This window comes from Streptomyces sp. NPDC020996 (genome assembly GCF_040641355.1).
Lineage (GTDB): Bacteria > Actinomycetota > Actinomycetes > Streptomycetales > Streptomycetaceae > Streptomyces.
Genome location: NZ_JBFADM010000004.1, coordinates 152,827 through 171,564 on the forward strand (window position 1 = coordinate 152,827; position 18,738 = coordinate 171,564).

Here is an 18,738-nt window from a genome sequence, read left to right on the forward strand (position 1 = left end):
TGGTGACCGGACGACCAGCGGTGATCACCGGCCGATAGGGCACACTGGACGTTTGGCCGCTCGGAAGGGGTCTCGCAGGTGAACGGTCCACTCATCGTCCAGTCCGACAAGACGCTGCTGCTCGAGGTCGACCACGAGCAGGCCGACGAGTGCCGTCGGTCCATCGCGGCGTTCGCGGAGCTGGAGCGCGCGCCGGAGCACATCCACACCTACCGGGTGACGCCGCTCGGCCTGTGGAACGCGCGCGCGGCCGGGCACGACGCCGAGCAGGTCGTGGACGCGCTCGTGCAGTACAGCCGTTACCCGGTGCCGCACGCGCTGCTGGTGGACGTCGCCGAGACGATGGACCGTTACGGCCGGCTGACCCTCAGCAAGCACCCGACGCACGGACTGGTGCTGACCAGCACCGACCGGCCGGTGCTGGAGGAGGTGCTGCGCTCGAAGCGGATCGCGCCGCTGGTCGGGACGCGCATCGACCCGGACACCGTCGCCGTGCACCCCTCCGAGCGCGGGCAGATCAAGCAGGTGCTGCTCAAGCTGGGCTGGCCGGCCGAGGACCTCGCCGGTTACGTGGACGGCGAGGCGCACCCGATCGAGCTGAACGAGGACGGCTGGGCGCTCAGGGCGTACCAGAAGCAGGCCGTGGAGAACTTCTGGCACGGCGGCTCCGGTGTCGTCGTGCTGCCCTGCGGGGCCGGCAAGACGCTGGTCGGCGCGGGGTCGATGGCGCAGGCCAAGTCGACCACCCTGATCCTGGTCACGAATACCGTCTCCGCCCGGCAGTGGAAGCACGAGCTGGTGAAGCGCACCTCGCTGACCGAGGACGAGATCGGCGAGTACAGCGGGACGCGGAAGGAGATCCGGCCCGTCACGATCGCCACCTACCAGGTGCTGACGACGCGGCGGAAGGGCGTCTACCCGCACCTGGAGCTGTTCGACTCCCGCGACTGGGGCCTGATCGTCTACGACGAGGTGCACCTGCTGCCCGCGCCCGTGTTCAAGTTCACCGCCGACCTCCAGGCGCGGCGGCGGCTGGGGCTGACCGCGACCCTGGTGCGGGAGGACGGCCGCGAGTCGGACGTGTTCTCGCTGATCGGCCCGAAGCGGTTCGACGCTCCGTGGAAGGAGATCGAGGCGCAGGGCTACATCGCGCCCGCCGACTGCGTGGAGGTCCGGGTCAACCTCACGGACTCGGAGCGGCTCGCCTACGCCACGGCCGAGACGGAGGAGAAGTACCGCTTCTGCGCGACCACCGCGACCAAGCGGAAGGTGACCGAGGCTCTGGTGCGACGGTTCGCCGGGCAGCAGATCCTGGTCATCGGGCAGTACATCGACCAGCTCGACGAGCTGGGCGAGCACCTGGACGCGCCCGTCATCAAGGGCGAGACGTCCAACGCGCAGCGGGAGAAGCTGTTCGACGCCTTCCGGGAGGGCGAGATCAGCGTGCTGGTGGTGTCCAAGGTCGCGAACTTCTCCATCGACCTGCCGGAGGCGACGGTCGCGATCCAGGTGTCGGGGACCTTCGGGTCGCGGCAGGAGGAGGCACAGCGGCTGGGACGGGTGCTGCGGCCCAAGGCCGACGGCCACCAGGCCCACTTCTACTCCGTGGTCGCCCGCGACACGATCGACCAGGACTTCGCCGCCCACCGGCAGCGCTTCCTGGCCGAGCAGGGGTACGCCTACCGGATCGTGGACGCGGACGAGATCCTCGCGGAGAGCTGAGCGGTCCGGCCGCTCGGAGCATCGGAGCGGTCCGGCCGCCCCGTCGGAGTCCGGGAGCGGTCCGGCCGCTCAGGGCCGGGCGGGCCGGTGGCTCACGGCCGCGCGGGCCGGTGGCTCACGGCCGCGCGGGCCGGTGGCTCAGGGCCGGGCGGGCCGGTGGCTCAGGGCCGGGTTCACGGTGCCGGAAGCGTGAACACCAGCACCAGGACGAACAGCGGCGGGAGCACGGTGACGACGGCGGCGACCACGCGGGCGGTCGACCAGCGGCGCTTCCAGGGCAGGGCCCACGCGGCGATGCAGGCGAGGACGGCCAGCGGGCCGCCGTAGGTGAGGATGCCGTAGACCACGTCGAGCTGCGTGATGAGTGCCGAGCAGTCGTCGTGGCCGCAGCCGTCGGTCGCCATGGCGGACATGCCGCCGATGAGGAGCGCGGCCGGGCCGAGGAACACGAACAGGACCGTCGCGATGAGCGGCGCCACCCAGGCCCGGCGGTCCCGCGCGTCCGCGTCCGGTCTGGGGAGGGGTTGTGCCGGGTTGTGCTGTGTTGTCATGCGCGCAGTAAAGCAGGCCCGTGGGCAGCGGGGCGCCGGTGCCCCTGCTCATCCCGCGGGTGGGCTCGTACTCAGTTCGGCGCGGGGGTCACTTACGGAGCACGCCCGGGTCCTCGCCGTACTCGCCGAGGACGGCGACGCTGAAGGCGGCGCCGACGAAGACCTTTATCGCGTGCAGGACTTCGGCGAGGCGGTGGAGGCGTGGGTGGTGGCTGTGCGAAGGGGCCGGGTGGAAGGTTGCTGCACTCATGTCTCCATGGTGGCGTTCCGGACATAAGGTCCGCATCGGTCCACGGAGCGAACCGCAGACGGCGCCGCGTAGTACCCCGGTCTGACCCGCTCCTCCACCGGGGCTGCCGCGTCCCCTAGGGGATCAGGGGATCAGAGGACCAAGGGACCAGAGGACCACGGAGTCGGGGGATCACCGGGCCGGGCGGCCGGGCTGCCGGAAAACCGGTTGGCGACCGCCCGCGGGCCTGGCCTAGAATCTCCGCTCTTGCCCGCCTCCCGAACACGGAGCGCCGCCGTCCGGACGGAAACCGGCCGGTATCCCGCAGCCAGTCACGCCCGCACGCCCGTCATGCCGAGTCATGCCGGTCGTGCCGGTCACGCATGTCACGCATGTCTCGCATGTCACGCCGCAGGCCTTCGGAGGCACCCCCTTGTCCACGCCCGTCGACGATCCCCTCTCCCGTGAGCGCTCCCACCTCGCCGCCTCCCGGGCCGCCCTGCGGGCCATGCGCGAGGACGTCGAGTCGCTCGACATCAGCGACGTCACCGCGAACTGGGTCAACGCCGAGGTGCTGGCCCGCCAGATCGGCGAACGCATCAAGGCGCTGGCCGACCTCAGCGACACCCCGCTGTTCTTCGGCCGCCTCGACTACCTGCACGCCCCCGGCGCCGATCAGGCCGAAGGGGCCGAAGGGGAGAGGTTCTACATCGGACGGCGGCACGTGCACGACGCCGACGGGGACCCGATGGTGATCGACTGGCGCGCGCCGGTCTCGCAGCCGTTCTACCGGGCGTCGAAGAAGGACCCGATGGACGTCGCGCTGCGCCGCCGCTTCGGCTACACCGGCGGCGACCTCACCGCGTACGAGGACGAGCACCTGTCCGACCCGGCCGAGGCGGCCCGCACCAGCAAACTGCTCCAGCAGGAGATCGAGCGCCCGCGCGTCGGCCCGATGCGCGACATCGTGGCGACGATCCAGCCCGAGCAGGACGAGATCGTCCGCAGCGGGCTGGGCGGGACCGTGTGCGTGCAGGGAGGTCCGGGCACCGGGAAGACCGCCGTCGGCCTGCACCGGGTCGCCTACCTGCTGTACGCGCACCGCGAGCGGCTGGCCCGCACCGGCACCCTCGTCATCGGGCCGAACCGGTCCTTCCTGCACTACATCGAGCAGGTGCTGCCCGCGCTGGGCGAGCTGACGGTCCGGCAGGCCACGGTCGACGACCTGGTCGCGCGCGACGTGGAGGTGCGCGGCACGGACGACGCGGCCGCGGCGGTCGTGAAGGGCGACGCGCGGATGGCCCAGGTGCTGCGGCGGGCCGTGTACGCGCACGTGACCATGCCGGCCGAGCCGGTCGTCGTGGTGCGCGGCTCGCGCCGCTGGCGGGTGCCGGCGTACGAACTGGAGGAGATCGTCCGCGAGTTGCTGGAGCGCGACATCCGCTACGGCGCCGCCCGCGAGGCCCTGCCGCAGCGCGTCGCGCACGCGGTGCTGGTGCAGATGGAGCGCTCCGGGGAGGCCCCGGACGACCGGGTGCAGGACGCGGTGGCCCGCAACAGCGCGGTGAAGGCGGCCGTGAAGGCGGTCTGGCCGCCGGTGGACCCGGCGAAACTCGTGCTGCGCCTGCTCACGGACGCGGACTTCCTCGCGGAGCACGCCGACGGCCTGCTGAGCGAGGACGAGCAGAAGACGATCCTGTGGGCGAAGCCGGTGCGGTCGGTGAAGTCGGCCAGGTGGTCGCCGGCCGACGCGGTGCTGATCGACGAGGCGCGGGACATCGTGGAGCGCACGCCCTCCCTCGGCCACGTCGTCCTGGACGAGGCGCAGGACCTGTCCCCCATGCAGTACCGGGCGGTCGGGCGGCGCTGCAGCACCGGTTCGGCGACCGTCCTCGGCGACCTCGCGCAGGGCACCACGCCGTGGGCGACGCGGAGCTGGGACGAGGCACTGGCCCACCTCGGCAAGACGGACGGCGTGATCGAGGAGCTGACGGCCGGTTTCCGCGTGCCGACGGACGTGATCACGTACGCCTCCCGGCTGCTGCCGCACATCGCGCCCGGCCTGACGCCGGTCGCGTCGGTCCGTGAGAACCCGGGCTTCTTCGAGGTCCGCCGGGTCACGGACACCGCCGAAGTGGTCGCCGCGTGCGAGGAGTCGCTGCGCAACGAGGGCTCGACCGGCCTGATCGCCGCCGACGCCCGCGTCCCGGCGCTGGCCGAGGCGCTGGCGGCGGCGGGCATCGCCCACCTGGCCCCCGGCGAGGAGACGACGGCCGAGACCCGCCTGACCCTGGTCCCGGCCTCGCTCGCCAAGGGCCTGGAGTACGACTACGTCGTCCTGGACGAGCCGCAGGCCGTGGTCGACGGCGAACCGGACGAACGCACGGGCCTGCGCCGCCTGTACGTGGCCCTGACCCGAGCCGTCTCCGGTCTGACCGTCACCCACACGGCCCCGCTCCCATCCCAGCTGACATGACCACGGACGCAGGGCCGGCCCGCGGGCACGCGACGGGTGATGCGCCGCGCACACCTACCGGGCCTGGATCACCATGCGCACGAACCCCGGGCCGGCCACCGAGACGCCCCGGCACCACCGTCTCAAGGGCGGCCTGGCACATGGCACCCACCGCGGGCAGACCTGCGAGCAGTGGCGGATCGAGGTGACCGGCGGCGGCCGCGTCTGGTACCTCCTCGACACCGCCCGGGAGGCCTGCTGGATCACCTTCGCGGGTACGGGGCACCCGCGAGCCACAGACCGGCACTGAATGCCGAGGGACCGGCACAGGACAGCGAGGGGGGCAGGCTTGCGCCGGCTCAGGCGTCGTCCAGGGCCGTCCGCCATTCGGCCACGGCCGCCTTCGACACCTGAGCCTGCCAGCCGCCCGGGCGCGCGGCGCTGCCGATGTGGAAGGCGTCGATCCCGGCGGAGCGCAGGCGCGGTACGTGGTCCAGGCGGAGTCCGCCGCCGACGAGGATCCGCTGCTCGTACCCGGGCTCCCCGCCCCGCTCCGCCTCGGCGAGCAGGGTGGGGAGTCCGTCGTCGACTCCCGCCGCCGACCCGGCCGTCAGGTAGGCGTCCAGCCCGGGCAGGCCGTCCAGTTGTTTGCGCAGGGCGTCGCGGTCGGCGGCGCGGTCGATCGCCCGGTGGAAGGTCCACGCGCAGCCGTCCAGCCCGGCGACGACCCGTTCGACGGCCGCCAGGTCGGCCTCCCCGGCGTCGTCGAGGAAGCCGAGGACGAACTCGTCGGCCCCGGCGTCCCGCAGCCGCCCGGAGGTCTCGACGAGCCGTTCGACGTCCCCGGCGGCGAAGCCGTCGCAGAGCCGCAGCATCACGCGCACCGGGATGTCGACGGCGGCGCGGACGGCGGCGACGGTCGTGGTCGACGGGGTGAGCCCGTCCGCCGACATGTCGGTGACCAGTTCGAGACGGTCCGCACCTCCGGCCTGGGCGGCGACGGCGTCCTCGGTGTCGAGGGCGATCACCTCCAGGACTGCACGCTTGCTCATGGGACCCCATTCGTCGGCATTCATCGGGCGGTTACAGGTCTAGTCCAATCACCCATTGAAGACTACGCCCCGCCCCCGTCGCCACACCGCCGTCCCTGAGCCGCCCCTCAGCCGCCGCCGTTCACCCGAAGATGTTCAGCTCCCCTTCCCCGGCCCCGGCCAGCTCGTACGACGCCCCGGCCGCCGAACGCCCCGCGTACAGCCGTACGAGGGTGGGGGCGTCGCCGATGAAGCGGGCGGGCGGGCGCTCCCCGCTCACGTCGCCCAGCCGCAGCGGCTCGTCCAGGTCGTCGAGGTCGGCGTGCAGCGGCGGCCGTCCCTCCTTCCGGGTCACGTAGGCCAGCAGCGCCAGCGCGGCCGGCAACGGCCGCCCGCCGTACGCCCCCGGCTCCCCCAGCGCCTCGCGCACGTCGCCGCCGTGCACCCATTCCCCCAGCGCGATCTTGTCCAGCAGCCCGCCGGACGCGGCGATCACCGGCCCGGCCTCGGTCATCCCGCGCTCCAGCTCGTCGACCACCTGCTGGTGCGTCCAGCCGGCCCGCTCGGCGATGTCGCGGTCGTTGGCCGCGGGCGAGAACACGTCCTTCTCGTACCGGCTCTCCACCACCCGCATCAGCGCGGAGGAACAGTGCGCCAGCACGTCCCGCACGCTCCAGCCCGGACACGCGACAGCCGGACGCGTGAAGTCCGCGTCCGGCCGGGCCCGCAGCAGCGGGATCAGCGCGTCACGCTCGGCGGCCAGCAGCCGCCCGGGCAGTTCGGGGTCTCGTACGTCGGAAACATCCGCAGGAGTCGTCATGGAGGTCACGCTAGTCCCGACACCGTGACATGTCCCGGACCGGAAACCGCGTCCCGCAGGCCCTGATTTACCGGAAAGCACTCGGGCCGCCCCCGAAGGAGCGGCCCCAGGACCTGGTGCAGCCATATGCACCTTGTTCTGTTTGCCACGGCCGATGCTGCCAATGCGGCCAGCCACGGCCAAGGCAAGCGTCACGCAGTGTTGACGTTGCTTTTCGGTCAATGACGACGGATGGCGTGGTCCACGAATGCGGACCAGGCGGCGGGGGCCACGCTGAAGGCGCCCCGGCCGGTGTCCTTGGAGTCGCGGACGTGGACGGAGCCGGGGAGGGCGGCGACCTCGACGCACTCGCCACCGGCGCCACCGCTGTGACTCGACTTGAACCAGTGGAGCGCCTGGGCCTGGAACTGCTCGGTGTTCATAGGTCTCCTTGCAGCAACTTCTCGATATGGCGCACGGATTCGGCAGGGGACAGCGCCTGTGCCCGCAGGATTCCATACCGCACGGCGAACCCACGTACGCTTTCCCGCTTGGTGATCACGCGCCCGTTGGCCTGACTCTCCACATAGGCGACCTGCTCCCCGCCCTCCGGGGTCATCATCGTGAACGGCCCGTCCGCGCCCGCGTGGTCGACCACCCGGGTCGGCATGACCTGGATCTCGACATGAGGGTTGTCGGCGACGAGCAGGATGCGCTCCAACTGGCCGCGCAGCACGCTCACACCGCCGAACGGCCGCTCCAGCACGGACTCTTCGATGACGAAACTGAGCGTGGGCGCCGGCTTACGCTCGTAGAGCTTGTGCCGGGCCATCCGCGCCGCCACCATCTGCTCGATCTCGTCATCGCGCCGTCGGGGCCGCCACACGGTGAACATGGTCCGCGCCTGCTCCACCACCTGCACCATGGGCTGCCCCTCTCCCTCAGCGACCGGCACCGGCCGACACTCATGGCGTCCCCGCGGCAACGCTGAGTAAGGGGACCGCTGCTGGGCACGGTACGCGTGGAGCGCCACCGCCACTCCCGTGAATGACCGGGACCCCCCCATCGAGTGCACCGGCCCCCGCGGCGGCGGGAGCGGGCGAGGGTGCGCGCCGGGGCAGAATGGCCGCATGGCCGATCTCGACGTCCTGCGTGCCCGTTTCGTCCGCACCTTGGAGGGGGTCCGGTCCGGGGCCGGCGGTCCCGACCCGTCGCCGTACGCCGCCAACCTCCTCGCCCGCTGGCAGGAACCGCAGCGCCACTACCACACGCTGGCCCACCTCACCGCAGTCCTCGACCACGTCGACACGCTGGAGGAGTACGCCGCCGACGCCGACATCGTCCGCCTGGCCGCGTGGTTCCACGACGCCGTCTACCTGCCCGACCGCTCCGAGAACGAGGAGCGCTCCGCCCGGCTCGCCGAACGCGCCCTGCCCGAGGCCGGGGTGGCGCCGGACCGGACGGCCGAGGTGGCCCGGCTGGTGCGGCTCACCGTCACGCACGCCCCGGAGCCCGGCGACGCGAACGGCGCGGTGCTGTGCGACGCCGACCTCGCGATCCTCGCCGCCCCGCCCTCCGCGTACGCCGCGTACACCGCCGCCGTCCGCGAGGAGTACCACTTCGTGCCGAACGACGCCTTCCGCGCGGGCCGTTCCGACATCCTGCGCCAACTCCTCGCTCTGCCCAGCCTGTTCCACACCCCGCGCGGGAAGCGGGAGTGGGAGGCGACGGCCCGCTACAACCTCACCGCCGAGCTGGAGATGCTGTCGCTCTGACTACCCGGCGCTCCGACTCCCCGGCTCACCCGACGGGTGTCACCTCGACGGACAGGTCGTTGTCGACCGCGCAGTAGGGACGCACCATCACATCCCCGACCGCTGCCGACGTCGCCTTCAAGAACACCCGCATTCAACGTCGTTGAGGAATGCCGACGTCTGATCAATAGTGATGAGGCCCGAGGCGCATGACGCGGCCTCGAAGTCGGTTGTTGCGCTCGCACACGGCCCGCCGTGAACAAGACGGTCGCTGACGAGCGCGCCAGCTGCCTCAACGAAAGCAGTGGGCGCGGCGTTGCCCCGCCGCGCCCACACTCACTATCGCAGTCCACCTCAGCAAAGGAGTCCTCATGCGAAAGCGTGCAGGCATAGTAGTGGGTCTCTTTGCCGCCTCTGCCCTCGTGGTCGGAGTTCCGTCCGCAGAGGCGAAGGTGTGCGCCTACAACAGCTGCTCATACGCCATCAACAGCTGGAAAGCTGCCAAGATCTGCGATGGCGACAAGGACGGCAACTATGTCGAGAGCAACTACTACCGCGACAGCGGTAGCCACGGAACCGTTTCGGAGCACAGCGGCGTGGGTCACTGCAACGCGAGCGGTGACAGTACCAACCTCGTCTACCGTCACCAGGCCCACCAGATCCGTGACTTTGCCCCGGACGCCTGGTCCAGCTTCGAGTACCGCTACTAGAAACTGACGGTGCTGGTGCGGGGCGTGAGGCCCCGCACCAGCACCGTGCAGGGTTGGTGAACCGAGGAACCGGAGTTGCCCTATGCCCCCCACATCCACCGGCGTTCACGCGCGGGATCTGCACTACGAGATCGCCAATCGAGTGATCCTGGACTCACTGACACTGCACGTCGCCAGCGGTGAAAGCGTAGCCATCACGGGACCCAGCGGATGCGGCAAGAGCACTCTGCTCAGCTGCCTCGCAGGGCTCACGCCCCCAATCCGCGGCACCGTCACCGTCGACGGCTACGAGGTCACCGCTCTGTCACCGGGGCGAAGGGCCGCCGTCCGTCTCAAGACCATCGGCATGGTCTACCAGTTCGGCGAGTTACTCCCGGAGCTGAGCCCTCTGGAGAACGTCGCTCTTCCCGCCCTGATGGCCGGCGCTCCCGCGGCGGAGACATATGCCTGGGCACAAGTGCTGCTCAACGATCTGGGGGTTGCCTCCGTCGCGGGCACAGACAGCGGATCGCTCTCGGGCGGGGAGCGCCAGCGAGTCGCGGTGGCCAGGGCCTTGATCGGCAAGCCACGCGTGATTCTCGCCGACGAGCCCACCGGAGCACTCGACGGCGAGACCTCCGACACCGTCGCTGATCTGTTGTTCACCCTTCCCGCAACGCACGACTGTGCTCTCATCGTCGTCACCCACAATCCGGACGTCGCCTCCCGGGCCGACCGCGAGCTCGCCATGCGTGACGGAAGGCTGCACCCAGCCCACGAGGGCAACAGCGCGGTGAGGCAGCGATGATCACGCCCACCGACGCCGAGATCGTCACCGGTTCACCTCGCGCCAAGTCCCCACTTCGTGTACCCACAGGGCGAGGAGGACGCCTCCGAGTCGCGCTGGCCGTCGGCCACCGCGCCGGTAAAGGAAGCGGCGGCGGACTACACCGAGCGTCGTTGGCGTGCGCGGCGTTCCTCGCGCTGTTGACCCTGTGGGTCTCGGCCGTGGCCCATACAGTGCACACAGAGCGCGACCACAGGATGACGGACCGCAATCCCATCCCGGTAGCCCAGAGTGACACTGGCGCCGCAGTGGCCCGATGGTGGGAGCGACCGGACACGGTCGGCGACCGCAGTGTGTCCGTGATCTTCGTGCGCGAGATTCGTGCAGGCACACCGCCCCCTCCGGGGCTGGACCGGTGGCCCAAGCCCGGTGAGGCTTTCCTGTCTCCGTCGCTCCTCTCGGCGGCTCCCGGAATGGAGCGCCGATACGGATCGTTCGCCGGAACCATCGGTCGAGACGGGCTTGCCGATGCCGCCGAACTCATTGCATACGTCAACCCGTCGCAGTCGGGATTCTTCAAGCAGGTCTTCGAGCCGAACTCCTACGTGCGCGGCTTCGGCAACCCAAATCAGGCAATGTTTTTCGTGAGCAGCCATCAGTTCGACCGCGGAATCGCCGAGCTGGATCTGCTCATCCTGCTCATGGCGGCCCTCCCGTGCACAGCCCTGATCCTTGTGGCAGTGCGCAGCCGAGCCGATACCCGGGACCGCCGTCTCGCGCTTCTCGACGCGCTGGGGGCGCCGACCCGCGTCCGCGCTCTCGTCCTGGCAGGGGAGTCGTGGAAGCCCATCGCGGCCGGAGCTGTCGCGGCGTTTGCCGTCCTCTCCGCCCTGTCGTGGACCTCACCCACCTTGCCGTTCACCGGCTACCAGGTGTGGTCGCACGACCTACGTGCGGCCCTGCCCAGCTTGCCCGCCCTGAGCCTCGGCGTCTTCGTCTGCTTGGTCCTGCTCACCGTCCTGGCGGGAATCCGCAGGCCCCGCAGGACTGGCACCAGGCCGACCCGGCAACACAATCGGACGGCCCGCTGGCCCCACGTCCTCTTCGTTCTCGGGCTGACCGTCGCCACCTGGGGATCCGAACACCGTCAGGTGGAGGGGCGTTTCGGCTTCGTCGCCGGTTCCGTCGTGGCGCTGATCGCACTTCCCTACTCGGCTTCACACCTAGCACGAGTGCTTGGCCACCGGCTCGCCGAACGAGGCGGCACCAAGGGAGATCCCGTACGCATCGTCGCCGGACGCTGGCTCGCGGCACGCCCGGCGACCCTGGCACGCCTCAGCGCCGCCCTCGTGGTCGGTCTCGGACTCGTCACCATCGGGCAGGTCCTGACAACGCAGTTCACCGGCCCGGCAGCTGAGGCATGGGATCGCTACCAGGCTTCCGGGGCCGAGCTCGTCCAGGTCCGCTCTCGCGACATACCGGCGACCGCCGCAGGTTTCACCACGGCCCTGGGTCCGGAAAATGTCCTCCGGTACTCGCCGGAACCGGGCACTTCAGCCGAGTCGCCGAGGGTGCGACTCACGGGCCCGTGCAAGAGTCTCCGCGCCCTCGGGCGGATGGCTTCGTGTCCCTCCACACCGAAGTCCGCAAGAGACGTCTTCACCCGGCTCACCGCGGCAGGCACGAATGTACTGCGGGACGGCGACCTGGTCAGCGCTCCCATTGCCTCCGTGTGCACCTGCCAGGCGCCGTCGGGTGGCGACAAGACTCTCTACGGCTTCCTGGTCCTCAACCCGGACGGCGATGCAGGGCTCGGCCGCATCAAACAGGCCGCCTACCAGCACCTGATCGGTCCCATGACCGCGTTGCCCGGCCAGTCCTGGTATCTCGGATCGGCCGCCCAGGCCGCCCAGACGCGCTGGCTGCTCGACATCGCTCTGATCGGGCTTGCCGCCCTCGCCGCCGCAGGCGCGTTGGGAGCGGCAGGAATCTTCCTGGAGCAGGCGCGTGCGCTCGGCCCGCTGTCCGCGTTCCGTACGGACCGGCGGTTCTACAGTGGCGTCGCTGCCTGGAACATGGCGATCCCGCTGAGCGTGGTCGGGGTGGTAGGTGCTGTGGTGGCAGCTCTACTCGGCGGCTTGCTGATCAACCTCGGGAAAGGAGGGTGGATGTCACTGCCGCTTCTTCTCGTGGGTCTGGCCGTGGTTGCGCTGGCAGGCTCGCTGGTCGCCCTGGTCTGTGGCGGCGTTGCCGCTCGCCATGCGGTCGCCTGGCAGCCACGAGGCGACTGATTCCTGGTCGACGCTGCCGACATCGCCGACAACGTGCCCTGCCCGAGGCCGGGGTGGCATCGGACCGGACCGCCGAGGTGGCCCGGTCCGGTGCGGCTCACCGTCACGTACGCCCCGGAGCCCGGCGACGCGAACGGCGCGGTGCTGTGCGACGCCGACCTGGCGATCCTCGTCGCCCCGCCCTCCGCGTACACCGCCACCGTCCGCGCTGTCGCTCCGACTCCCCGGCTCACCCCACGGGTGTCACCTCGACGGACAGGTCGTTGTCGACCGTGTAGTAGGGACGCACCACGACGTCCCCGACCGTTGCCGCCGGATAGACGAAGATCTCCTTACGGTCGGCCAGGTCGTCCAGCAGCCGGCCGATCCGGACGGCGGGGACCTCCGCGACCTCCGCGACCTCCGCGACCTGCGGGCGGGACGAGAACTGGACGGCGAGGTCCCAGACGTGGCTGCCGGCGCCGTTGCCGGCGGCCAACTCGCCGTAGTCCACAGTGAAGGAGAAGCGCCGGCCGTCGCTCCCGGCCCGGGGTTCCACCGTCCGCAGGACGCCGTCCCGGCCCCGCCGGCGCAGTCGTACGGCGGCTGTCCCGGGCAGCGGGCCGGCGCCGTGCAGCCGGGCCCTGACGGTCATCGAGCGGTCCGTGACCTCGATGCGCTCCACCTCCGCGTGGGCGGCGCGCAGCCAGGTCCGTACGGCGAGACAGCCGTCCTTGGTGGCGTACGGAATCCGCACGGCCACCGGCGCCGGCACCTCGCGGAGGGGGCCGCCGACCAGGGCCCGCAGGTCACGCAGGCCGGGGCGCACCCGCTGCGGCGACGCCCCCGGACCGGGGACGAGGTACACGTCCCACCGTCCCTCGGCGAGGGCGGGCCGCGGCTCCAGGACGGCGTGCCTGCGGTCGTCGCCGTCCGCCGGTTCCGGATCGAGGAGCCGCAGGGTCACCTCGGGCTGCCCCTTCTCGGGCTGCCCCTTCTTGGGGCGCAGCCGCAGCAGCAGGTACGGCGCCGGGGAGCCGGTGGCCGTGTCCGGCTGGAGCCGGAAGGTGATGCGGCCGTCCGCGTCGACCGTGCAGTCCGCGCGCGGTTGCGGACCGGGTGCGGTTCCGGGGGCCTCCGTCATCGCCGTGCCCTCCGCCATCGCCGTCCCCTCCGTACCGTGCACAGTGCGCTGCTGCCCAGTACGCGGGCGGCGTCCTGGGCGGCGTAGCCGCGGCCGGTCAGGGCGCGGCGTATGCGGGCCCGGTCACGTGCGGCCGGCCTACGCCCGCTCCTCCTCGCCGACAGCGCCTCCTCGATCAGGTCCTCGGCCTGCCGCACGACGGCGGCCGGCGCGAACCGCCGCGCGTTCTCCATGGCCGTACGCCCCATGCGGCGGCGTAACTCGTCGTCGCGGACGAGTTCCAGCAGCGCGGCGCCCAGCGCGTCGCGGTCCCCGACCGGAACCAGCCGGCCGTCGGCGCCGTCTTCGATGATCTCGCCGGGACCGTGCGGGCAGTCGGTGCTCACCATCGGCAGTCCGCACCGCATCGCCTCGACGATGGTCATGCCGAACGACTCGAAGTCGGACGCGGCCGCACCGATCGAGCCCTTGACCCACTCCGCCTCCAGGGGGGCCGCGGCGCCCATCAGGAAGACGTTGTCGTACAGGCCGAGGCGCTCGATGAGCCGCCGCAGCCGGCCGCGTTCCTCGCCCGTGCCGTAGATGCGCAGCCGCCAGTCGGGGCGTTCGGCGGCGACCAGGGCGAACGCCTCGATGAGCAGGTCGTAACGTTTCCCCGCGACCAGGCGGCCGGCCGCTACCACCACCTTGGCGGTGCCGTCGGAGGCCGGCAGCACCGGATCGGGGACGCTGTTGGGCAGGGCCTGCACGCGGACCCCGGGCAGCCACATCTTGCGCCGGTAGGCGGCCGCGTCCGCCTCCGTGACCGTGGTGAGCACGTCGAGCCCGCGGTAGGCCCGGCGCAGCGCGGTGCGCAGCCGGGGCGAGTGGCGGTCGAGGGCGAGGTGCTCCTGCCCGACCCGGACGACCCGGCGCGGGGCCTGCAGCGCGAGATGGACGTTGAGCCCCGGCCGGGTGCCGATCACGGCGTCGGCGTCGACGGACTCGAGGTACCGGCCGATCCGCTCGTCGGTCAGCTCGCTGTACTGCCGGTGGCGGTACTCCGCGGCGGGGAACACCCGCGCCGCTCTGAGATGCAGCGGATGTTCCTTCTCGTGCCGCAGATCCACCAGCGCCCGCAGGGACACCTTCGGGTCCAGGACGAGCTGCGGCTGCTCGCGGTGCCGCAGCACCGAGACGATCTCCACCTCGTGCCGTTCGGACAGCGCCCGGGCCAGGTTGAACGTCGTGGTGTTCGTGCCTCCGATCCCGTAGGCGTTGTGAATGAGGAAAGAAATCTTCATGGCGGACTAGATACCGGCAACTCGCTTGCCGGTTGCCGGTGTTACCGCTCCGTTGCACCGGCGGGAGGGCCGGTGGTAACTCGCGTGCGCGCCGGAGGCGTCCGCAATAGCGTGCCCCCATGGGAGACATGGGCGCAGAACGGGTGGAGCAGGCCGCGGCCGGCGCGGTGGCGCTGCTGCGGGCGGCCGCGGACCGCGACTGGGACGGGGTGCGGGCGGGCACGCTGGAGTGGAGCTGCCGCCGCACCGCGGAGCACATCGCGGGTGATCTCCTCGCCTACGCGGGGCAGTTGGCGGGGCGCGCGCAGGAGGCGTACGTCCCCTTCGAGATCGTGCTCGACGAGGGCACCGACAACGCGGGCGCCCTGGACGTGATCGAGACGGCCGGCGCCCTGTTCACCGCCGCGATCCGTACCACTCCGCGCGAGGTGCGCGCCTTCCACCCGTACCCGTTCCGCAGCGCCAACCGCGAGGGCTTCGCGGCGATGGGCGTCGCCGAGGTGCTGCTGCACACGCACGACATCGCGCTGGGCCTGGGTCTGCCGTACGAACCCGCCTCCGAGCTGCCGGAGTTCGTCCTCACCCGGATCTTCCCGCAGGTGCGTCCCGGCCCCGACGCCTGGCGCACCCTGCTGTGGGCCACCGGCCGCGGCGAGCTGCCCGGCCGCGCCCCGGTCACCGAGTGGCGCTGGCAGAACGACCTGGTCCTGCCCGCCGGCCGCCTCGTCCTCCAGGGCGTCACCCCGGCGGCCGCCGCCGACCTGGCCGCGGGCGGCGACGGCGGCTTCCCGTGGCTCGCGGGCGGCCCGTACGAGGGCACGCGGGACGCCGCCGGGATGATGCTCAAGGCGTACGAGACGGGCGTGCACCGGCCGGAGTTCGGCATGTTCGTCCTGGTGCGCCGGGAGGACGGCCGCGCGATCGGCGGCATGGGCTTCCACGGCGTCCCGGACGAGGAGGGCCGCGCGGAGATCGGCTACGACCTGGTCGAGGCCGCCCGCGGCAACGGTTACGCCACCGAGGCCCTGCGCGCCCTCGCCTCCTGGGCGCTGGCCCGCGACGACGTACGCGCGCTGCTCGCGGTCGTCGACCCGGACAACCTGCCGTCCCAGGCGGTCGTCACCCGCGCGGGTTTCCGCAGGGTGAGCGAGGACGGCGAGGACACGGACCGGCTCGCCTACGAGCTCGCCTCCGCACCGGGGAGCTGAGCCGCCCGCCGCTTCCGTCGCCGCAGACCCGCCGTCGTGAGGAGGCGTACCACCTCGCGGCTGCTGACCTGGACCGCGCCCGCGGCCACCGCGTCCGCGTAGCGGTGCGACGGGACGTCGTAGTGGTCGCGTTCGAAGGCGCGGCGGGGCAGGGCCAGGCCGTCGGCGAAGGCGCGCAGTTCCTCGTAGGAGACGTCGCTGATCAGGTGGGACCACATGCGTCCGTGTCCGGGCCAGGCGGGCGGATCGATGTAGACGGTCACCTGGGCGGCGTCCCGCCCGTGACCGGTCCGAGGGAGCCCACGGCCGCCACCCGTACGCCCGCCTTGTGGCACACCCAGTGCGGGTCGGCGCCGAGTTCCGGCTCGATGTCGAGGGCGTGCGGGTCGCCGGAGCCGCAGACCGGGCACAGCGGCCAGCGGCCGTGGCGTTCGAGCAGGGCGTCCTGGACGTCCTGGGCGACCAGCCCGGCGACGAACTCCGCGCCGTCCGGCCACTGCTCGACCCACCAGCGCCGCTGGACGACGGCGTCCTCGACGAGGGACACCACGTCGGCCTCGGCGACCCCGTCCGCGACCAGGTCGGCGAGCACCAGGGCGCGTGCCGCGTGCAACGCCTGCTCCAGGGGGCTGATGGTGGGGTCCATGTCTCCCATTGTGCGCAGGCTTGACCACGACACCGAGCCGAAAATATCTTTCAGGGTGTGACCCAGGACGCGAAGGAAATTTTCGCGACAGCCGCTCCGGGCGGGGCGACGGCACCCCCGGCGCACCCCGCGCACCCCGCGCGCCCGGCGCAACCGGCGCCCGCCGCGCCGCCGGCGCACCCCGCGCACCCCGGGCGCCCCGCGCCCGCCGCGTACCCCGCGCCACCCGCCCCCGCCGCCCTCGCGGCCAAGGTGCGCACGCTCGCGCCGTCCATGACCCGCTCCATGCAGCGCGTCGCCGAGGCCGTCGCGAGCGACCCGGCCGGCTGCGCGGCCCTCACGGTCACCGGCCTCGCGGAGCTGACCGGCACCAGCGAGGCGACCGTCGTCCGCACGGCCCGGCTGCTCGGCTACCCCGGCTACCGGGACCTGCGCCTCGCGCTCGCCGGGCTGGCCGCCCAGCAGCAGTCCGGCCGCGCCCCCGCCATCACCACGGACATCGCGGTCGACGACCCGATCGCCGACGTCGTGGCCAAGCTCGCCTACGACGAGCAGCAGACCCTCGCCGACACCGCGGCCGGCCTCGACACCGTGCAGCTGGGGGCCGCGGTCACCGCGGCGGCGGCCGCGCGCCGCATCGACGTGTACGGCGTCGGCGCGTCCGGGCTGGTCGCCCAGGATCTGGTGCAGAAGCTGCTGCGGATAGGGCTGATGGCCCACGCGCACAGCGACCCGCACCTCGCCGTCACCAACGCCGTGCAGCTGCGCGGCGGCGACGTCGCCATCGCCATCACGCACTCCGGGTCGACCGGGGACGTCATCGAGCCGCTGCGGGTCGCCTTCGAGCACGGGGCGACGACCGTGGCGATCACCGGGCGCCCCGACGGCCCCGTCGCCCAGTACGCCGACCACGTGCTGACCACGTCCACCGCCCGGGAGAGCGAACTGCGCCCGGCGGCCATGTCGTCCCGGACCAGTCAGCTCCTGGTGGTGGACTGCCTGTTCGTGGGGGTGGCGCAGCGGACGTACGAGACGGCGGCGCCGGCGCTGTCGGCGTCGTACGAGGCGCTGGCCCACCGGCACCGGCGGTAGCCCCCGCGCGTCCTCCTCACCGAGCAGCTGAGCAGCCGAGCAGCCGAGCACGCCGTACCCCCCACGAAAGAGCCGCCCGCCATGACCTCCACGCCCGACCCCCGTGCCCTCCGCGCCGAGCTGGAGAACCTGACCACCGAGGCGTTCCGCCCCGACCTCGCCGAGATCGACCGGCTCCCCACCCTCGACATCGCGCGGCTCATGAACGCCGAGGACGCCACCGTCCCGGCCGCCGTGGCCGAGCGGCTGCCGCAGATCGCCGCCGCCATCGACGCCGTCGCCGAGCGCATGGCGCGCGGCGGCCGCCTGGTGTACGCCGGTGCGGGGACCGCCGGGCGGCTCGGCGTGCTGGACGCCTCCGAGTGCCCGCCGACCTTCGACACCGCCCCGGGACAGGTCGTCGGCCTGATCGCGGGCGGCCCGGAGGCCATGGTCACCTCCGTCGAGGGCGCGGAGGACTCCGCGCGGCTCGCCCGGGACGACCTGGACGGCCTCGCGCTGACCCCCGCCGACACCGTCGTCGGCGTCTCCGCCTCCGGCCGCACCCCGTACGCCGTCGCCGCCGTGCGGCACGCCCGCCGGCTGGGCGCGCTGACCGTCGGCCTGGCCTGCAACCCCGGCAGCCCGCTCGCGGCCGCCGCCGAGCACGGCATCGAGATCGTCGTCGGCCCCGAACTGCTCACCGGCTCCACCCGCCTGAAGGCGGGCACCGCGCAGAAGCTCGTCCTGAACATGCTCTCGACGATCACGATGATCCGGCTGGGCAAGACGTACGGGAACCTGATGGTCGACGTGCGCGCCTCGAACGAGAAGCTGCGCGCCCGCTCCCGGCGGATCGTCGCCCTCGCCACCGGGGCGGGCGACGAGGAGATCGAGCGGGCGCTGACGGCGACCGGCGGCGAGGTGAAGAACGCGATCCTCACTCTCCTGGCCGGCGTCGACGGCCCCACGGCCGCCCGCCTCCTGGAGGAGTCCGGCGGCCACCTGCGCGCCGCGCTGGCATCCGCGGACGGCTGACCGGCCTGACAAAGCCGCGGTGATCAGCCGTCGGCCCCGCGACACCATGAGTTCATCCGGG

The 18,738-nt window shown here is 72.2% G+C and carries 20 protein-coding genes and 1 pseudogene; 11 read left to right on the forward strand and 10 right to left on the reverse strand.

Features of this window, described 5'->3' with window-relative positions:
* Nucleotides 1-78 precede the first annotated feature (78 nt).
* Nucleotides 79-1,722 carry a DNA repair helicase XPB gene (locus AB0G63_RS04750; protein ID WP_360744240.1) on the forward strand — a complete coding sequence of 548 codons (1,644 nt, stop codon included), beginning with the start codon at nt 79-81 and terminating at the stop codon, nt 1,720-1,722.
* A gap of 173 nt (nt 1,723-1,895) precedes the next feature.
* Here AB0G63_RS04750 and AB0G63_RS04755 read toward each other — a convergent pair whose 3' ends face one another.
* Nucleotides 1,896-2,273 carry a hypothetical protein gene (locus AB0G63_RS04755; RefSeq protein ID WP_360744243.1) on the reverse strand — a complete coding sequence of 126 codons (378 nt, stop codon included), beginning with the start codon at nt 2,271-2,273 and terminating at the stop codon, nt 1,896-1,898.
* An 88-nt stretch (nt 2,274-2,361) separates the two neighbouring features.
* The gene (locus tag AB0G63_RS04760; RefSeq protein ID WP_360744246.1) at nt 2,362-2,523 is read right to left on the reverse strand and encodes a hypothetical protein; all 162 of its coding nucleotides are present in this window, start codon (nt 2,521-2,523) and stop codon (nt 2,362-2,364) included.
* Between the two features lie 412 nt (nt 2,524-2,935).
* Between AB0G63_RS04760 and AB0G63_RS04765 the strand changes: the two genes are divergently transcribed.
* Nucleotides 2,936-4,978, forward strand: coding sequence for a UvrD-helicase domain-containing protein (locus AB0G63_RS04765; RefSeq protein ID WP_360744249.1), 2,043 nt, complete (start codon nt 2,936-2,938; stop codon nt 4,976-4,978).
* A gap of 73 nt (nt 4,979-5,051) precedes the next feature.
* Nucleotides 5,052-5,267 carry a hypothetical protein gene (locus AB0G63_RS04770; RefSeq protein ID WP_360744252.1) on the forward strand — a complete coding sequence of 72 codons (216 nt, stop codon included), beginning with the start codon at nt 5,052-5,054 and terminating at the stop codon, nt 5,265-5,267.
* A gap of 49 nt (nt 5,268-5,316) precedes the next feature.
* On the opposite strand, the gene AB0G63_RS04775 is transcribed toward AB0G63_RS04770, so the two are convergent.
* The 4 genes from AB0G63_RS04775 to AB0G63_RS04790 form a co-directional block, all read right to left on the reverse strand.
* Complete coding sequence (locus AB0G63_RS04775; RefSeq protein WP_360744255.1) at nt 5,317-6,009, reverse strand: copper homeostasis protein CutC; 693 nt, start codon at nt 6,007-6,009, stop codon at nt 5,317-5,319.
* A 121-nt stretch (nt 6,010-6,130) separates the two neighbouring features.
* Nucleotides 6,131-6,808: a maleylpyruvate isomerase family mycothiol-dependent enzyme gene (locus AB0G63_RS04780; RefSeq protein ID WP_360744258.1), complete on the reverse strand. Its 678-nt coding sequence runs from the start codon at nt 6,806-6,808 to the stop codon at nt 6,131-6,133.
* Nucleotides 6,809-7,026: 218 nt separating this feature from the next.
* Nucleotides 7,027-7,230, reverse strand: a complete 204-nt coding sequence (locus tag AB0G63_RS04785; protein WP_360744261.1) for a DUF397 domain-containing protein — start codon at nt 7,228-7,230, stop codon at nt 7,027-7,029.
* The gene (locus tag AB0G63_RS04790; RefSeq protein WP_360744264.1) at nt 7,227-7,712 is read right to left on the reverse strand and encodes a DUF5753 domain-containing protein; all 486 of its coding nucleotides are present in this window, start codon (nt 7,710-7,712) and stop codon (nt 7,227-7,229) included. The genes AB0G63_RS04785 and AB0G63_RS04790 overlap by 4 nt, the downstream gene beginning before the upstream one ends.
* A 205-nt stretch (nt 7,713-7,917) precedes the next feature.
* On the opposite strand from AB0G63_RS04790, the gene AB0G63_RS04795 reads away from it, so the two are divergent.
* The 5 genes and pseudogenes from AB0G63_RS04795 to AB0G63_RS04815 all read left to right on the forward strand — a co-directional run.
* Nucleotides 7,918-8,562 (forward strand): hypothetical protein, encoded by a 645-nt coding sequence (locus AB0G63_RS04795; RefSeq protein WP_360744267.1) that lies wholly within the window; start codon nt 7,918-7,920, stop codon nt 8,560-8,562.
* A gap of 350 nt (nt 8,563-8,912) precedes the next feature.
* On the forward strand, nt 8,913-9,251 hold the full coding sequence (locus AB0G63_RS04800; RefSeq protein ID WP_360744270.1) for a hypothetical protein: 339 nt from the start codon (nt 8,913-8,915) through the stop codon (nt 9,249-9,251).
* A gap of 82 nt (nt 9,252-9,333) precedes the next feature.
* On the forward strand, nt 9,334-10,038 hold the full coding sequence (locus tag AB0G63_RS04805) for an ABC transporter ATP-binding protein (protein WP_360744273.1): 705 nt from the start codon (nt 9,334-9,336) through the stop codon (nt 10,036-10,038).
* A 338-nt stretch (nt 10,039-10,376) separates the two neighbouring features.
* Nucleotides 10,377-12,308 (forward strand): FtsX-like permease family protein, encoded by a 1,932-nt coding sequence (locus AB0G63_RS04810; protein WP_360744276.1) that lies wholly within the window; start codon nt 10,377-10,379, stop codon nt 12,306-12,308.
* A 29-nt stretch (nt 12,309-12,337) separates the two neighbouring features.
* A pseudogene (locus AB0G63_RS04815) lies at nt 12,338-12,506 on the forward strand (metal-dependent phosphohydrolase); the annotation flags it as partial.
* Between the two features lie 31 nt (nt 12,507-12,537).
* Here the strand turns inward: AB0G63_RS04815 and AB0G63_RS04820 are convergent.
* Together AB0G63_RS04820 and AB0G63_RS04825 are read right to left on the reverse strand one after the other, a co-directional pair.
* Complete coding sequence (locus tag AB0G63_RS04820) at nt 12,538-13,449, reverse strand: transferase (RefSeq protein ID WP_360744279.1); 912 nt, start codon at nt 13,447-13,449, stop codon at nt 12,538-12,540.
* Entirely contained in the window at nt 13,428-14,714 is a 1,287-nt protein-coding gene (locus AB0G63_RS04825; protein ID WP_360744282.1) for a glycosyltransferase family 4 protein, read from the reverse strand. The genes AB0G63_RS04820 and AB0G63_RS04825 overlap by 22 nt, the downstream gene beginning before the upstream one ends.
* Before the next feature lie 119 nt (nt 14,715-14,833).
* Here AB0G63_RS04825 and AB0G63_RS04830 point away from each other — a divergent pair, with 119 nt between their 5' ends.
* The gene (locus tag AB0G63_RS04830; protein WP_360744285.1) at nt 14,834-15,922 is read left to right on the forward strand and encodes a GNAT family N-acetyltransferase; all 1,089 of its coding nucleotides are present in this window, start codon (nt 14,834-14,836) and stop codon (nt 15,920-15,922) included.
* Here the strand turns inward: AB0G63_RS04830 and AB0G63_RS04835 are convergent.
* Together AB0G63_RS04835 and AB0G63_RS04840 are read right to left on the reverse strand one after the other, a co-directional pair.
* Nucleotides 15,892-16,185: a DUF4031 domain-containing protein gene (locus AB0G63_RS04835; protein ID WP_360744288.1), complete on the reverse strand. Its 294-nt coding sequence runs from the start codon at nt 16,183-16,185 to the stop codon at nt 15,892-15,894. The two genes, AB0G63_RS04830 and AB0G63_RS04835, sit on opposite strands and share 31 nt — an antisense overlap.
* Nucleotides 16,182-16,568 carry a hypothetical protein gene (locus AB0G63_RS04840; RefSeq protein WP_360744291.1) on the reverse strand — a complete coding sequence of 129 codons (387 nt, stop codon included), beginning with the start codon at nt 16,566-16,568 and terminating at the stop codon, nt 16,182-16,184. Before AB0G63_RS04840 ends, AB0G63_RS04835 begins: the two co-directional genes overlap by 4 nt.
* A gap of 57 nt (nt 16,569-16,625) precedes the next feature.
* Here AB0G63_RS04840 and AB0G63_RS04845 point away from each other — a divergent pair, with 57 nt between their 5' ends.
* Together AB0G63_RS04845 and murQ are read left to right on the forward strand one after the other, a co-directional pair.
* The gene (locus tag AB0G63_RS04845) at nt 16,626-17,660 is read left to right on the forward strand and encodes a MurR/RpiR family transcriptional regulator (RefSeq protein WP_360744293.1); all 1,035 of its coding nucleotides are present in this window, start codon (nt 16,626-16,628) and stop codon (nt 17,658-17,660) included.
* 81 nt (nt 17,661-17,741) lie between these two features.
* Nucleotides 17,742-18,677 carry an N-acetylmuramic acid 6-phosphate etherase gene (murQ, locus tag AB0G63_RS04850; protein WP_360744296.1) on the forward strand — a complete coding sequence of 312 codons (936 nt, stop codon included), beginning with the start codon at nt 17,742-17,744 and terminating at the stop codon, nt 18,675-18,677.
* The last annotated feature ends 61 nt before the right edge of the window (nt 18,678-18,738 follow it).